Origin of the sequence: [Zimmermannella] alba NBRC 15616, from assembly GCF_001570905.1 — a bacterium.
Lineage (GTDB): Bacteria > Actinomycetota > Actinomycetes > Actinomycetales > Microbacteriaceae > Pseudoclavibacter > Pseudoclavibacter albus.
In genome coordinates, this window is sequence record NZ_BCSO01000001.1 from 155,941 (window position 1) to 171,605 (window position 15,665).

Genomic DNA, 15,665 nt, shown 5'->3' on the forward strand with positions numbered 1-15,665 from the left:
ATGACGACGCCGTGAACACCACCCCTCCCGCACCCGCCACCGAGGCTTCACTCCTCGCCGGGCTCAACGAGCAGCAGCGCCAAGCCGCCCTGCAACTCGTCGGCCCAGTCGCCATCCTCGCGGGCGCAGGTACCGGCAAGACCCGCACCATCACACACCGCATCGCCTACGGGCTCCACACCGGCGTCTACGAACCCGGCAACGTGCTCGCCCTCACCTTCACCGCGAAAGCCGCCGGTGAACTTCGCGGACGCCTCCGCGAACTCGGCGCCCCCACCGTGCAAGCCCGCACCTTCCACAGCGCGGCCCTCCGCCAACTCGGCCACTTCTGGCCCCACACCGTCGGCGGGCCAGCCCCCGCCATCCTCAACAACAAGGGTGCCCTCATCGCCCAAGCCGGCGAGCGCATCCGCCTCAAACTCGACCCTGCCACCGTCCGTGACGTCGCCGGCGAAATCGAATGGCGAAAGGTCTCCGAGCGCTCTCTCAACGAATACCGGGCAGCCCTCGGCCACGAACGCCCCCTCCTCGACGGACTCAGCGCCGACCAGCTCGTCGACCTCATGCAGGCCTACGAAGACACGAAGGACGAACGACGCCAGATCGACTTCGAAGACGTCCTCCTCGCCACCGCCGGGATGCTCGAACTCGAACCCTGGGTCGCCCACACGCTTCGCCAGCAGTACCGCTACTTCGTCGTCGACGAATACCAGGACGTCTCGCCCCTCCAACAGCGGCTCATCGACCTGTGGCTCGGCGATCGCAACAACCTCTGCGTCGTCGGCGACCCCGCCCAGATGATCTACTCCTTCACGGGAGCGAACAGCCACTACCTCACCGGCTTCAGCGACCGCTTCCCGGGCGCCCGCATCATTGAACTGCAAGCGAACTACCGCTCCACGCCACCCATCCTCGAAGTCGCGAACGCCATCTCCCGGCAAATCCCGCACTCCATCGAACTCTTCGCTGCCGACCCCGACGCGAATCGCCACCGCCACGTCTTGCCCATCGTCCACGAAGAGCACGACGACACGAGCGAAGCCGAACACATCGCCGACGCGATCGCGCGCGAGCTCGCCCTCGGCACCCCGGCCGAAGAGATCGCCGTCCTCACCCGCGTGAACGCGCAAGCAGAAGCGATCACGCAAGCGCTCGCACGTCGCGACATCCCGATGCGCCTACCCGGTCAGCGTCCCTTCTTTGACGAACCTGCCGTCCGCCAGGCAATGACCGCGATCCGCTCACAAGCCCTCGTCGACACGAACACGAAACCGCTCTTCCAGATCGTCTCCGACATCCTGCGCGACGCCGGGTGGACGCAAGAACCCCCAGCGCGCGAAGGCGCACTCCGTGACCGCTGGATGCTCTGGAACCGGCTCCTGCAGCTCGCCGAAGAACAGCCCGCAGGCACCACCCTCGCCGCCTTCGCCAGCCAGCTCGGCGAACGCGCGCGCCTCCAAGTCGAACCAACCATGCCCACCGTGAGCGTCCTGACCGTCCACACGGCGAAGGGCCTCGAATGGGAGATCGTCTACCTCGCGGGATGTGTCGAAGGGCTCATGCCCATCAGCTACGCCCAAACACCGGCCGAGATCGAAGAAGAACGACGACTCTTCTACGTCGCCGTCACCCGAGCAAAGCGCCGCCTCGAACTCTTCGTCCCACGCCACAGCAGTGGCCCCGAGCGCCGACAAGAGACCAGCCGCTTCATCGGCGAGCTCGGCCCGCGTGTGCGCACAAGCCTCTACGTGCCGGATCAGCAGCGGCACCTGCCCGAGGAGCCTCAGGACGCGGGCCCGAGCGCCGCATCCGCCTGACAGCTGCACGCGGGATGCACCGCCTGCGGCACGAGCCGCGCGACCGACTGCCGGTCGACGACAAGCTGAGCGCCCACGAGCGGATGCGAGCCGTCCCGAAGCCACGAGAGCACAACCCTCGCCGCGAGTTCAAGCGCGAGCGGGTCATCCACCGCGGCCTCCCGTTGTCCGAGAGACACGAGCTGTCCCGCCAAGACGGGCCACAACGGATCCGCTTCCGAAGCAAGGGCATCCCGGCAGCCGAGGCAGGCTGACTCACCCGGCACGATGATCGGGCCGAGCTGAAGCTCGCCGTCGCAGCGAGCCACGAGCAGACATGGCACGCCTCGAGAGAGCGACGCATGCGTGCGACGGCGTGTGAGCCACGTGCCACCGAGCTCCACGGCGAGGACGGGACGCCGTGAGGCAATGGCCGGTTCCGGAAACGCCTCGTGCCACACGAGCGCTTCGATGCCTTCGGGCTCGAGTCGCGCCTTGAGGAGTTCGGCATGCGGGCCACGAACCGCCACGACCGGTGGCCGTCGGCGTCGTGTGGGGCGGAGAACGACATCCAGCCGCGCCATGACATGCTCTGCCGCGGCTTCGGGGAGGCCCGCCTCGGTGAGGGCGGTTCGCAGGGCCTTTGCAGGTACGCCTACGCCCTGCAGCTTCATGAAGATACGCTCAAGCGCTTCCGGCACGTCATCGATGATGAGCGCGTCAGGGCCCACGCCGAGCTGGATGCTGTGCTGCCCGCGTCGCAGCACAGGCAGATCGGGACGAAATCGGTAGTGCATGCCGCGAGTGTTGCAGCTTGATCAGTCCACTCCGCGAGTTGTCCACATCTTGTGCACAGATTGCAAAGGCCCCTTGCCTCGCGCTGAAACACGTGGCAAGGGGTCGGAGCAGGGGGAGCGCTACTCCTTGATCGAGCCGCCCTCGGGGGCTTCACCGAAGCTCGAGGGGTCGTTGAGGAGGGACTCGAGGGCCGCATCCATTTCATCGCCCACGTTGAAGTCGCTCACGCCAATGCGACGTACGAGTTCCATCGGGTTGTCGATGTCATCCGAGGTAGGCAGGCCGTCGAAGTGCTGCCAGAGCTTGTCGCGCTCCTCTACACCGTGCGCTTCACCGACGAGACGCCACATCGCGGACGCCTCGCGCAGGCGGCGCGGACGAAGCTCAAGCCCAACGAGCGAAGAGAACGCGCGTTCTGCCGGGCCACCGCTTGCGCGACGGCGGCGCATCATCTCGCCGAGCGCTTCACCCTTCGGGAGGCGCTCCACCGCTTCCTGGGTGACGACATCCACCCAGCCCTCGACGAGCGCGAGCATCGTCTCGATGCGGGCGAGTGCCGCCTCCTGCTGGGGTGTGCGCGGCGGAATGAAGGAGCCGTTCGACAGGGCTTCGCGGATCTGCTCGGGGCTGCTCGGGTCAATCTGCGAGGCGAGATCATCGATCGCGCGAACATCAATCTGGATGCCGTGCGCGAACTCGATCACCTGCGAGGTGAGGTGCAAGGGCAGCCACTTCGCGTGCTGGAAGAGACGTGCGTGCGCCACTTCGCGGACGGCCAGGTAGAGCTCCACCTCGCTCGCCGGGATGTCGAGACCTTCACCGAACGCGTCCACGTTTTGCGGGATGAGCGTCGCGCGGCGGCGCGTGAGCACCGGCATCCCGATGTCGCCACCGGAAATGACCTCCTTCGCGAGATCACCGATGACCTGTCCGAGCTGCATCGAGAACATGGCGCCGCCGATATTGCGGAGCATCGTGTTCGACTGGCCGACCATGCCGAGCATCTCGTCGGGCAGCTGCTCGGTGAGGGCACGCATGAGCGCATCCGCGATCGAGTCAGCCACTGGCTCAGCGAGCGAGGCCCACGTCGGTGCCGATTCGCCCACCCACTCGCGGCGCGTCATCGTCCGCGGGGTTTCGACGAGTTCGCCGATGGTGGTGGCTTCGGCCAGCCAGAGCTCGGCGAGGCGGAAGGTGTGCTCGTAGCGGGTCTTCTCTTCGTCGCTCACCTCACGGTGGCCCTGGCTCACGATCTGCTTTGCGTGCTCGGCGGCCGTGTCGGCGCTGAAGCCCTTGCCGTCCTGCATGAGGGCACGCTGCATTTGGGCGACGAGCTGCTGCACGAGAGCAGGATCGCCCGGCAGTCCCGCAACGCCAGCCAGCTTGGAGGCGTCGAAGCCCTGGCCGCCGTGCAGCATGTTGCGCAGCGCCTCGCGGAGTTCTTCCGCCGGGTCCTTCTGGGCGTCGTCGTCTTCGGGACCGCGTCCGTTGTTGTCGCTCATGTCAACCTCCCTGGGTTTCCTCCACGCTAGTCGTGCACACGACGCCCGCGGCCGATGACCAGCTGAAGATCTGCCGCTCGTGCTGCGCCAAGGGCGAACACTCATCCACAGTGCAGAGCTCGTGGCCCGACGGTGGGATTACACCGGCGGATCTCGTGCTGCGCGTCGTAGGGTTATCGAGTCCCATCCACTAAGGCGAAGGCTGCCCGTGAACTTCTTCAGTGCTCCCGACGACGATGAGCGCGCCCGCATCGAGCAGATGTCCGAGGCCTTCGCCGCGAAGCGTGCCTCGAGCCGCATCCGCGAGACGGATGGTCGGCGCGAGCGCCTCGGGAAGATCTTCCTCGGTGCGGGCGTCGGGATGCTCATGGTCATGAGCTTCTGCCCGGCGCCGTACGTCATCCGGCAACCAGGGCCCGTCGTGGACGCTCTCGGCACCGTGACCCTCGAAGCCGGTCAAGACCCGAGCGAAGTCATCACGATCGGCGGTGACAAGGGGCACGAACCCACGAGCGGCCAGCTCGACATTCTCACCGTGAACGTGGCCGGCAACCCCCAGTCCGAGCCAACCTGGTTTGAGACGCTCGTTGCCTGGGGCTCGCACCAGCACGATGTCCTTCCGGTCGAGGCGTATTACGCCGACGGTGAGAGCGCCGATCAGCGCAACGAGGCCACGAGCGCCGAAATGGCGTCCTCGCAAGATCTTGCCCGCGTCGCTGCCCTCCGTGACCTCGGCTACGAGGTCAAACAGGAGCTCGTCGTGAGTGCTGTGGGGGAGGGCATGCCCGCCGCCGGCATCCTGCAGCCGGGAGATGTCATCCTCAAGGCCGCCGAGCAGCCCGTCACCTCAACCGCAGAACTTCGCGAACTCATTGCTGCGCACGGCGCTGGCACCCCGATTGAACTCACGATTCGCCGCGACGACGTGGAGCAGCATGTGAGCGTTACACCCCAGATGCTCGACACGAAGGACGGCGCGCGCCCCGCGATCGGTGTGGCGGGCGGGCTTCGATTCCTGGAGCTGCCGGTCGACATTCAGATTGGCGTCGGCAATGTCGGCGGTCCGTCGGCTGGGCTCATGCTCACGCTTGCGATCGAGGACAAGCTCACGCCGGGCGACTTCACTGGCGGCCACCACATCGCCGGTACGGGCACGATCGACGAAACCGGCAAGGTTGGCCCGATCGGCGGCATTCGTCAGAAGTACATGGCGGCACGCGAGGTTGGTGCTGAGGCGTTCCTCGCGCCGCGTGACAATTGCGCCGAGGTCGTCGATGAGGCTGAGCCGAAGCTTCCCGTCTACGCCGTCGACGACCTTGTGCAGGCGAAGGAGATCGTCACCCTGATCGCTCAGGGCGGAGTGGATGCCCCGGCAGCAGCCGGATTCGCGAGCTGTCAGGCGGTCGCTGCCAGGTAGACTCGTCGGAACGATCGCCAGGGCGGCGTCACGGCGCAGTGCCCGGCGGGTGCTCCGCGAACCGTGAAAGGGACACGTGTCCACGTCTGCCGCTTCCTCATCTGATACGCCCAAGCCGCGCCCGGCCCGACCGCAGAATGCGCGCGGCGGTAAGCCTGGCCCGCTCACCATGACCATCATCGCGGTCATTGTGCTCGCGATGGTGTTCTTCTGGTTTGCGAACTTCTACGCCGACATCCTCTGGTTCGACCAGCTCGGTTTCTTGAGCGTCCTCGTGACCCAGTGGGTGGGCTTCGCGTCGATGTTCGCTGCAGCCTTCGTCGGCATGGCGCTCCCGCTCGCGGTTGCTCTCCAGATCGCCTACCGCTCGCGTCCCGTCTACGCGAAGCTCAACGCGCAGCTCGACCGCTACCAGCAGGTCATTGAGCCGCTGCGTCGCCTCATGATGTTCGGCGTCCCGGCTATTGCCGGTGTCTTCGCGGGACTGAGCGCTGCGCCGCGCTGGCCGATCGCGATGCAGTTCTTCCACGCGCAGCCGGTGGGTCAGGCAGACCCCGAGTTCGGCATGGACGCGGGCTTCTACATGTTCCAGCTGCCGTTCTGGCAGGCGCTCGTCGGCTTCGTGAGCGCCGTCTCGCTCATGTGCCTCATCGCGACCGTGCTCACGCAGTACCTCTACGGCGGCATCCGCATCACCGGTCGTGAACTCGTCATTGCCCGCCCGGCACGCATCTCGATCGGTGCGCTCGCGGCGCTTTACCTCGTGGTTCAGGCGGTGAGCGTGTGGCTCGACCGCTACGCGCTCGTCTCGCAGCACAGCGGCAAGTGGACCGGCGCCCTTTACACCGACACACACGCCGCCATCCCGGGCCTCACCATCGTCTCGGGCGCTGCAGCGATCGTGGCCGTGCTCTTCATCATCGCCGCGATCGCCGGACGCTGGCGCCTCCCGCTCGTGGGTTCGGCGCTCCTCGTGGTCGTCGCCCTCGTTGTGGGTGCTGGCTACCCGGGCCTCGTCCAGGCATTCCAGGTTGGCCCGAGCGAGCAGCAGCTCGAAGCTCCCTACATTGAGCGCAACATCGCCGCGACCCGCACCGCCTACGGCATCGACAACGTCGAAGAGGTGTCCTACTCGGCCACGACGAAGGCATCCGCTGGTCAGCTTCGTGAAGACGCCGAAACGACGACGAACATTCGCCTGCTCGACCCCTCGGTGATCGAGCAGACCTTCGCGCAGAACGAGCAGGAGCGTGCCTACTACGGCTTCCCGAACACGCTCGACGTCGACCGCTACGAGAAGGACGGCAAGACGAAGGACGCCGTCGTCGCGGTCCGCGAAGTGAACCAGGCAGGCCTCGGCGGCGACGCACAGAGCTGGGTGAACCAGGCGCTCGTCTACACGCACGGATACGGCCTCGTCGCCGCCTACGGCAACCAGCCCTCGAACGAAGGCACCCCGGTCTACTTCGCGAACGGGATGCCGCAGCAGGGCGACATCAAGGTGGATGAGCCGCGCGTGTACTTCGGTGAGTCCTCGCCGCTCTACTCGATCGTCGGCGCGCCGGAAGACACGACCCCGGTCGAACTCGACTACGCAGCAGGCCAGGATGGCGCTTCGCAGACCTACAACACCTTCAAGGGTGATGGCGGTCCGAAGCTCGACAATCTCCTCAACCGCCTCGTGTATGCGTTGAAGTTCCAGTCCGAGCAGATTGTCCTCTCCGAAAACGTCAACGACTACTCGCAGATCCTCTACGACCGCGACCCGGCCAAGCGTGTGCAGGAAGTTGCGCCGTACCTCACGATCGACTCCGACCCGTACCCGACGGTGGTGGACGGACAGATCGTGTGGGTTGTGGACGGCTACACGACGAGCAACGCCTACCCGTACTCGCAGCAGCGTTCCTTCAACGACATGATCGCGGATACGAAGACTCAGGCGGGTGCCCAGCTCGACTCCCTCAATTACATCCGGAACTCGGTGAAGGCGACGGTGAACGCCTACGACGGTTCGGTGCACCTGTATGCCTGGGACGAGAACGACCCGGTGCTTAAGACCTGGCAGCAGATCTTCCCCGGCACGATCGAGCCGATGTCGAACATGTCAGCCGAGCTCATGAGTCACGTGCGCTACCCGTCCGACCTGTTCAAGGTGCAGCGCCAGATGCTCGCCACCTACCACGTGACCGACCCGAACGTGTTCTACTCGCAGCTCAACGCCTGGCAGACTCCGGCGGACCCGACCGCGCCTGCTGATAAGGCGAAGGCGCAGCCGCCGTACTACCTCACCATGCAGATGCCGGGCGGCAAGCCGGACTACTCGATCTACTCGACGTTCATTCCGCTGCAGAACCCGAACGGTGAATCGCGCAACGTCCTCACCGGATATCTCTCGGCGAACTCGAACGCCGGTTCTGAGGCGGGCAGGGTGTCCGATGGCTACGGCAAGCTGACGCTCCTGCGCATCGACAATGCGGATGTGCCAGGCCCCGGTCAGGTGCAGAATGCCTTCACCTCGGACCCCGCAGTGTCGAGTGAGCTGAACCTCCTCAAGCAGGGCAACACGCAGGTCATCCACGGCAACCTGCTCACGCTCCCGGTGGGCGACGGCCTCCTGTACGTGCAGCCGGTGTACGTGAAGTCGACCGGTGAGACGAGCTACCCGATCCTCCGCCGCGTGCTCGTCTCCTTCGGCGATAAGATCGCCTTCAAGCCAACGCTCGAAGAAGCACTCAATGAGGTCTTCGGTGGTGACTCGGGTGCGGATGCCGGTGACGCGGAAACCTCGCCGGATGCAGGTCAGGGGAAGCCGGGCGACCCGGCGAAGCCTGAGCAGTCGACGGCCGAGAAGCTGTCGCAGGCGATCGCGGATGCGACGACGGCGCTTGATGAGCGCACGGAGGCCTACCAGGCGAACGACCTCGTTGCCGCGGCTGAGGCTGACAAGAAGCTTACGGAAGCGCTCGGCAAGGTGTCCTCGCTCAACTCGCAGCTCATTGCAGAGCAGGGGAGCGCCGGTGACGCGGGCTCCACGGCGACGCCGCCGGCTGAGACACCAGCACCCACGCCGACGCCCTAACGCGGTGGCAGGAAGCCGAGCCCGAGTGGCTCGGCTTCCTCGCTGCCAGAGCCCGTAGATCGAATCCTGTTTACCGACTGGACATGTTCACGAAAGCTGTGCTACAGTCGATTCTTGTGCCGCGGGGTGGAGCAGTTCGGTAGCTCGCCGGGCTCATAACCCGGAGGTCGTAGGTTCAAATCCTGCCCCCGCAACCAATTCCGCATGAAGCGGCACAAGAGGCCCGGTCCAATTGGATCGGGCCTCTTGCTTTGTTGGCTCCCGCACTGCGAATCACGCTGCAGGTAGAGGAGAATCGCTCTCAAGTCTGTCGCTGGTGAGACGCGGCCCGGGGAAGCACGTTTCTACGCTGGCGCTATGCCAGCCGCTCTGCCAGATTCGACCGCAGCCGCGCCGGTCGAGAGCACCGAAGCCCTTGCCGTCCCGACGCCCCGGCGCGATCCTTTTGCGAAGCTGAAAAAGCTCGTGAACCCGCCCCGCATCGTCGGGCTCGACGTCGCGCGGGCGCTCGCAATCCTCGGCATGATGGCAGCCCACATGGGCATCGCGCCCGAGCTCGTATGGGCAGACCCGAGCACCTGGGGCGGCATCTGCCACGGCGCACCGGCAATCCTCTTTGCGTTCCTCGCCGGCATCTCCTTCGCGCTCATGTCGGGCGGTCAACGGATGCCTGCTGCAGAAGAACTCCCGACCATTCGCTTGAAACTTCTTGTCCGTGCCGCTGTGATCTTCGCAATCGGTGTGCTGCTCGAGATGCTCGGTACGTGGGTCGCAGTCATCCTGCCGAGCTTTGCCGTGTTTTACGCTGCACTGCTTCCTGCACTCAACTGGAAACCGAGGAAGCTCGCGGGATGGGCAGTCGGTATCGCCCTCGTGGGCCCTGCGCTCTCGTCAATCCTGGGGAACTTTTCGCTCCAGACCGGTGGCGCAGGACTCTCGCTGGCCATCTTTGGTCTCTACTCGCTCACGACCTGGCTGCCCATGATGATGCTCGGGCTCGCCGTTGGACGCCTGGGTGTTTCGCGTGCCCGCGTTCAAGGGGTCATGATCGGGGCCGGGGCCGCATCGATGGCGGTGTCTCTCGGGATCGCTGCGGTAGCTATGGCAGTTCTGGGGCCGCTCGGTTCAGGCAGCTCACCGCTTGGCGGCAGTTCGCTAGATGCCTCCGACAGCATCCTTTCCTCGGGGAGCGGCTCCGACCCAAACTCCTGGTTCACGAAGTACTGCGCGATGAGTCCGGACGAGCGTGCGGCCGCGTTCGCCTCGAGCGGTGGAACTGTCCCAAACGACTCGCGTGCGAATGGGCCCGGCGTCACGGACGGCTGGGCGGGCATGATCGAGCAGTTCCCTCCAGACGTCGTGTCAGGTGAGGCGATGCTCCGGTTCCTTGACATTGCGCCCCACTCCGGCGGCACGCTCGAAATGCTGCACCTGGGTGGATTTGCCGCGATCGTGACAGGACTGTGCCTGCTCGTCGGCTCGCGGCTGAGGTGGTCGATGGTGCCGCTGTCGGCCCTCGGCTCCATGCCGCTCACCAGCTACAGCATCCACGTCCTCGTGATCTGGGTCATCGCGGGTCCCATGGGATTCGTGCAGGACAACCTCATCTACGCGGTTACCGCATTCTCTCTCATGATTGCGTGCCTGCTGTGGGCGATGTGGCGTGGCCAGGGACCGCTCGAGCGCCTCACCGCCACGCTTGCCCGTAAGGCGGCAGGGGTGGCAGCGTCGCGACCAGCTCACTAGACCGAAGGTTATGGAGGCTTCATTCGATTGAGTGGCTGGAGCGCCGCGTCAAGATTCAGCGGTGTGACCAGTTTTGGGAATACAACGCTCATCCGTTCTGGCGCGCGGGATGCGAGCTATACTCCCAAATTTGGTCACTGCTTCGGATGGTGGACCCGATACACGCGCCTCGCGCGCACTCGACCACCTCACAGGGGAGCTGACCGAGTGCCCGAAGGGTGTATCGAGAGCACGCAGCGTGCCAGCTGTGCCGTTCCCTCGCGCGAAACTGAACGTTTCCTGTAAGGTTGCTCAGGTCGCATCCCCGCGGCCTTCAACGAGGGGAGCACAGCTCACACATGGTCTGGAATCGTCACGGAGACGGCCGGAACGTCAACGCAGGGGAGATCGTCCTCCCCGAGGAACGCCTCAGCTGGGGCCGCACCATCGGCTTCGGAATGCAGCACGTGGTCGCCATGTTCGGCGCCACCTTCCTGGTTCCCATCCTCACGGGGTTCCCGCCCTCAACGACCCTGTTCTTCTCGGGTCTTGGAACCATCATCTTCCTGCTCTTCACGCGCAACCGCCTGCCGAGCTACCTCGGTTCGTCGTTCGCGTTCATTGCCCCCATGGCGGCGGCATCCACGCAGGGAGGCCCCGGCGCAGCACTCGCTGGCATCATCATCACCGGTGCACTGCTCGCCATCATCGGTCTCATCGTTCACGCCGCAGGCTCGGCATGGATCGACAAGCTCATGCCGCCGGTGGTCGCAGGTGCCATCGTCGCGCTCATCGGTTTCAACCTCGCCAGTGCAGCGAAGGACAATTTCGCAAAGTCCCCGCTGACAGCCCTCGTTACACTCGCCGCCGTGATTCTCTCGGCGGTGTTGTTTAAGGGGCTGCTTGGGCGACTCTCGATCGCGATCGGTGTGCTCGTCGGCTACATCGCCGCAGTCATCCAGGGTGAAGTCGACTTCACGAAGGTGCACGAAGCAGCCTGGATTGGCCTGCCCGAGTTCACGCATCCTGAATTCAGCGTTGAGCACCTCCCGCTCTACATCATGTTCCTTCCCGTCGTCCTGGCGCTCATCGCCGAGAACGTGGGACACGTGAAGGGCGTCGGGCAGCTGCTGAACCGCGATCTCACCCCGCTCACGGGTCGTGCGCTCGCGGCGGACGGTATCTCGACCGTCATCTCGGGTTTCTTCGGTGGTTCGCCGACGACGACCTACGGTGAGAACATCGGTGTCATGGCGGCCACGCGCGTCTTCTCGACGGCCGCGTACTGGGTCGCAGCATTCACCGCGATTCTCCTCGGCATGTGCCCGAAAATCGGCGCGATCATCTTCACGATTCCGCCGGGGGTGCTCGGCGGTGTCACGACCGCGCTCTACGGTCTCATCGGCATCATCGGTGTGCGCATGTGGGTTGAGAACAAGGTCGACTTTGGTCGCCCGAAGAACCAGCTCACGGCTGCGGTCGCCCTCATTATGGGTATCGCGGACTTCACGCTCACCTTCGGCAACCTCACCTTCGGCGGCATCATCATGGGTACCGTCGCCGCGATCGTCGTGTACCACCTCATGAACGTCATCGCGCGTGTGCGCGGCACAGACACCGTGAGTGAAGAACCGGAGATCGTCGCTCCGTAGCATCCTTGCGAAGAGCCTGCGAGGTGCGTCATCTCTGCTAGCCCGGCAGGGGCGCACCTCCGGGCGCTTCGCCGTTGTCATCGCATCCGGATGATGCTCCCTCGGGCTGATGACAAGTGTTCACCTCTGTTTCCTATGCTGATGGGAAGCGCCGCGGCAACGCGGCCGAGTGCAGGGAGAGACGTGAAGCTTCGTCCGCCACATTTCATTGGCATCGGCCTTCTGGCTCTTGCTCTCGTTGCAGCCGTCGTCGTCCAGCTCACGGGGGTCGGGAAGGGCCCCATGCGCTTCGGCCTCACCACCGTGACCGGCGTCGTTGGTTCCGAGAAGCTCGAGTTTTTCCAAGACCCGGCGGTTCAGGATGTCTTCGCGAAGCACGGTTACGAGGTGAACGTCACGAAGTCTGGCTCGTGGCGGATGGCCGAGCTCGACGACATCGAATCGAACGACTTTGCGTTCCCCGCCTCCGAGATGGCTGCGCAGCGCATCGAGCAGACGCACAAGTCGGCCGTCGCCTCCACGCACAAGCCGTTCTTCTCGCCCATGGCGATCGCGACGTTCGAGCCGATCTTGACGATCCTTGAGCAGGCGGACGTCGCCTCCAAGAGCCCCGATGGTCGCTGGCAGTTCGACATGGCGAAGTATCTCGAACTCGTCAAGGCTGACACCCGGTGGAACCAGCTCCCGGGCGCTGACCCGAGCTACCCGTCACCGCGGACGGTCATGCTCACTTCGACGGATGTCCGCACCTCGAACTCGGCAGGCATGTACCTCTCGCTCGCGAGCTACGTCCTGAACGGCAACAGCGTCGTCTCCTCAACTTCGCAGGCCGACACGTACCTGCCGGAACTTGAGCGCCTCTTCCTCGGCCAGGGCTACTCCGGCACCTCATCAACCGCTCCCTTCGACGACTACCTCTCGCAAGGTTCGGGCGCCGTGCCGATGGTCATGATCTATGAGGGCCAGTTCCTCGAAGAGCAGCTCAAGCCGAATTCCCGCATCCAGCCTGGTATGACGCTCGCGTACCCGAGCCCGACCGCGTTCTCGGTGCACACGGGTGTCTCGTTCTCCGAGCACGGCACGGCGATCATGCAGCTGCTCGAAACGGACCCCGAGCTCGCCTCGCTGCTTGCCGCACACGGCTTCCGCCCGCAGGGGCAAAACGCGGGCGTGTTCCAGAGCTTCCTCGCCGAGCACGCCCTCGAGAGCCAGTACCCGGCCACCTCAAGCTTCGTGAACGTCGCGCAAGAACCCAGCTACGAGACGCTCGACTACATGCTTACCAAGATCGGCGATGCCTACACGCAAGGGGGAGCGCCGCCGCCCGTGAGCGAAGAACCGACCAACACCTCGGGAGGCACGCCATGAAGCTGACCGTCCACACCGTGCGCATCATGCGGCGCCTCGCGGCAGTGCTCGTTGCCGTGTTGATCGTGCCGCTCGCGCTCACCGGCTGCTCACTCATGCCGAAGGACACCATCCGCGTCCTCGCTGGCTCCGAGGTGAAGGACCTCGAGCCGATCCTCAAGGACATGGTGAACGAGACGGGCGTCCAGCTCGAGTTCGAATACATGGGCACGCTTGACGGCACTGAGGCGCTCCTCGCACAGCAGGCTGGCGGCGAGCACAAGTGGGATGCCATCTGGTTCCCCTCGAACCGCTACCTGTCGCTCTTCACCGAGGGACAGAATGCGATCACGAAGAGTGAATCGATCATGCGCAGCGACGTGGTCCTTGGCCTCAAGCAGGACGTCGCGGAGCAGCTTGGCTGGTCGGACGGCCAGGCGAGCTGGGAAGAGATCGTTGCTGCTGCCGGGTCGGGCAAGCTCCGCTACGGCATGGCGAGCCCCATCGCCTCCAACTCCGGTTTCACGACGCTCGTACAGCTCTCGACGGCACTCTCGGGCACCGGAACCGTCCTCACGACGGGTGACATCCCGAAGGTGACGCCGCAGCTGACTGAGTTCGCTCGCGGCCAGCAGCTCACCTCCGGCTCGTCCGGCTGGCTCGCCGACAACTGGCTGGCGCACCCGGACAAGGTCGACGGCATCTTCAACTACGACTCGGTGCTGCAGGGCCTTGTCACGGACTCGAAGCCGCTCACGATCATCCGCCCCTCAGATGGCACGATCGCCAGCGACTACCCGCTCTCGCTCATCGCTGGCGCCGACCAGGGCATGACCGCGCGCTTCGACAAGGTCACCGAGTACCTCCTCCGTGCCGACACACAGGAGCGCATCACCCAGCTCACGCGCCGCGCACCGGCAGCCGGTGGGGCACAGCAGGCAGACGGATCGCCCGTCTTCCAGCTGCCCTTCCCGAACCAGCTCGACACCGTGCAGACGCTCCTCAACACGTGGATCTCGAGCGTGAAGAAGCCCTCGAACATGGTCTTCGCGATCGACACCTCGGGGTCGATGGGCGATGGCGACCGGATGACGCAGCTGCGCGATGCGCTCAACGTGCTCTCCGGCGACCACGGCGAAGGCACCGCAAGCTTCCTGCGCCTGCAGCCGCGCGAGCGCATCACGTACCTCGAGTTCTCGGGTGCCATCAAGAGCGACGCGACGGTCGATATCCCGAGCGATGACGCGGGCTACCAGCAGGCGCTCGCCCAGATCAACCAGGTCACCTCGGGCTACCAGCCGGGCGGCTGGACGGCGATCTTCGACACCGTCGAGACCGCCTACGAGCGCGCCCTCACCAGCGCCGACGAGGACCACATCTCGAGCATCGTCGTCTTTACGGACGGTGCGAACACCGACGGCCACAGCATCGCCGACTTCGAAGAGTGGCACGCCGAATTCGTCGCCGCCCACCCGGAGGCGAAGGACATCCCGACCCACGCGATCGTCTTCGGCGATAGCAACCGCGAAGAGCTCGACCGCCTCGCAGCAGCCACTGGTGGTCGCACCTTCAGTGTCGACGAATCAAGCCTCACCTCGGTGTTCCGCGAGATTCGGGGGTACCTGTGAAACCGGGCAACACCATCCTCTCGCTCGGCGTAGGCGCCGGTGCCGCAGTGCTCAGCGCCGCCGGGCTCGTGCTCGGGCTTGGCTTTGCTCCGGTCGTCGGCATGGCGATTGGTGCTGCACTCGGTGTCGGTGCCGGACTCATGTGCACGCCGCTCGCGCCGAAGCCCCTCGTCCTCGGTGGGCCGCCGCCGGTCACCGTCACTGGCATGCTCGATGAAGCTGCCCAATCGGCCGAACAGATGGGGCAGACCATGCGTCGCCTCACGAGCCGACCGCTCTGGGACGGCAGCCCGCTCGACGAGCGCATCGGCCAAATGCTGCAGGGCATCTCGACCCTCGCAGCGAACCCGACGCTTCGTGGCCGGCAGGGGATCGACGGCGACATCCAGATGCTCTGGTCCCTCGCAACCGACTACATGCCGACGATCGTGAACCTCGCGATCGAGAACGACAAGATGCACTCGACGTTCTCCGGCCGCTCATCGAAGGCGCAGGTCGAACAGAACATTCGCGGCCTCGAACACCAGGCCGGCATCCTCGGCGAAGCCCTTGACCGCATCGAAACGGACGTTGTGAAGGGCACGACCCGCTCGATCGCCGAGCACGACGCCTTTCTTCGCTCACGCTTTGAACAGTTCGGCGGGGACTCTGTCCTCGACCTCTCCAAGCCTTCACCCACGGGCCCCTAGCCCCGGGCCTCCACCCTCGACATCCCTCTCAC

10 protein-coding genes and 1 tRNA gene are annotated in these 15,665 nt (G+C 65.2%); 9 read left to right on the top strand and 2 right to left on the bottom strand.

Annotated features, from left to right (window positions below):
• Window positions 1-11 precede the first annotated feature (11 nt).
• Window positions 12-1,817, top strand: a complete 1,806-nt coding sequence (locus tag ZAL01S_RS00735) for an ATP-dependent helicase (RefSeq protein ID WP_083522946.1) — start codon at window positions 12-14, stop codon at window positions 1,815-1,817.
• Here the strand turns inward: ZAL01S_RS00735 and ZAL01S_RS10545 are convergent.
• Together ZAL01S_RS10545 and ZAL01S_RS00745 are read right to left on the bottom strand one after the other, a co-directional pair.
• Window positions 1,784-2,593, bottom strand: coding sequence for a hypothetical protein (locus tag ZAL01S_RS10545; protein WP_066078275.1), 810 nt, complete (start codon window positions 2,591-2,593; stop codon window positions 1,784-1,786). The genes ZAL01S_RS00735 and ZAL01S_RS10545 overlap by 34 nt on opposite strands.
• Window positions 2,594-2,713: 120 nt before the next feature.
• Entirely contained in the window at window positions 2,714-4,096 is a 1,383-nt protein-coding gene (locus ZAL01S_RS00745) for a zinc-dependent metalloprotease (protein WP_066078278.1), read from the bottom strand.
• A gap of 208 nt (window positions 4,097-4,304) precedes the next feature.
• Between ZAL01S_RS00745 and ZAL01S_RS00750 the strand changes: the two genes are divergently transcribed.
• The 8 genes from ZAL01S_RS00750 to ZAL01S_RS00785 all read left to right on the top strand — a co-directional run bounded on the left by ZAL01S_RS00750 (window position 4,305) and on the right by ZAL01S_RS00785 (window position 15,633).
• Window positions 4,305-5,513 carry a YlbL family protein gene (locus tag ZAL01S_RS00750; RefSeq protein WP_066078281.1) on the top strand — a complete coding sequence of 403 codons (1,209 nt, stop codon included), beginning with the start codon at window positions 4,305-4,307 and terminating at the stop codon, window positions 5,511-5,513.
• Between the two features lie 169 nt (window positions 5,514-5,682).
• Window positions 5,683-8,592, top strand: coding sequence for a UPF0182 family membrane protein (locus ZAL01S_RS00755; RefSeq protein ID WP_083522947.1), 2,910 nt, complete (start codon window positions 5,683-5,685; stop codon window positions 8,590-8,592).
• 120 nt (window positions 8,593-8,712) lie between these two features.
• Window positions 8,713-8,789, top strand: a tRNA-Met gene (locus ZAL01S_RS00760).
• A gap of 160 nt (window positions 8,790-8,949) precedes the next feature.
• Window positions 8,950-10,338, top strand: coding sequence for a heparan-alpha-glucosaminide N-acetyltransferase domain-containing protein (locus ZAL01S_RS00765; RefSeq protein ID WP_066078284.1), 1,389 nt, complete (start codon window positions 8,950-8,952; stop codon window positions 10,336-10,338).
• A 338-nt stretch (window positions 10,339-10,676) separates the two neighbouring features.
• Complete coding sequence (locus tag ZAL01S_RS00770; RefSeq protein WP_066078288.1) at window positions 10,677-11,969, top strand: uracil-xanthine permease family protein; 1,293 nt, start codon at window positions 10,677-10,679, stop codon at window positions 11,967-11,969.
• 183 nt (window positions 11,970-12,152) lie between these two features.
• Window positions 12,153-13,337 carry a hypothetical protein gene (locus ZAL01S_RS00775; protein WP_066078292.1) on the top strand — a complete coding sequence of 395 codons (1,185 nt, stop codon included), beginning with the start codon at window positions 12,153-12,155 and terminating at the stop codon, window positions 13,335-13,337.
• On the top strand, window positions 13,334-14,944 hold the full coding sequence (locus ZAL01S_RS00780; RefSeq protein ID WP_066078296.1) for a VWA domain-containing protein: 1,611 nt from the start codon (window positions 13,334-13,336) through the stop codon (window positions 14,942-14,944). The genes ZAL01S_RS00775 and ZAL01S_RS00780 overlap by 4 nt, the downstream gene beginning before the upstream one ends.
• Window positions 14,941-15,633 (top strand): hypothetical protein, encoded by a 693-nt coding sequence (locus tag ZAL01S_RS00785; protein WP_066078300.1) that lies wholly within the window; start codon window positions 14,941-14,943, stop codon window positions 15,631-15,633. The genes ZAL01S_RS00780 and ZAL01S_RS00785 overlap by 4 nt, the downstream gene beginning before the upstream one ends.
• The last annotated feature ends 32 nt before the right edge of the window (window positions 15,634-15,665 follow it).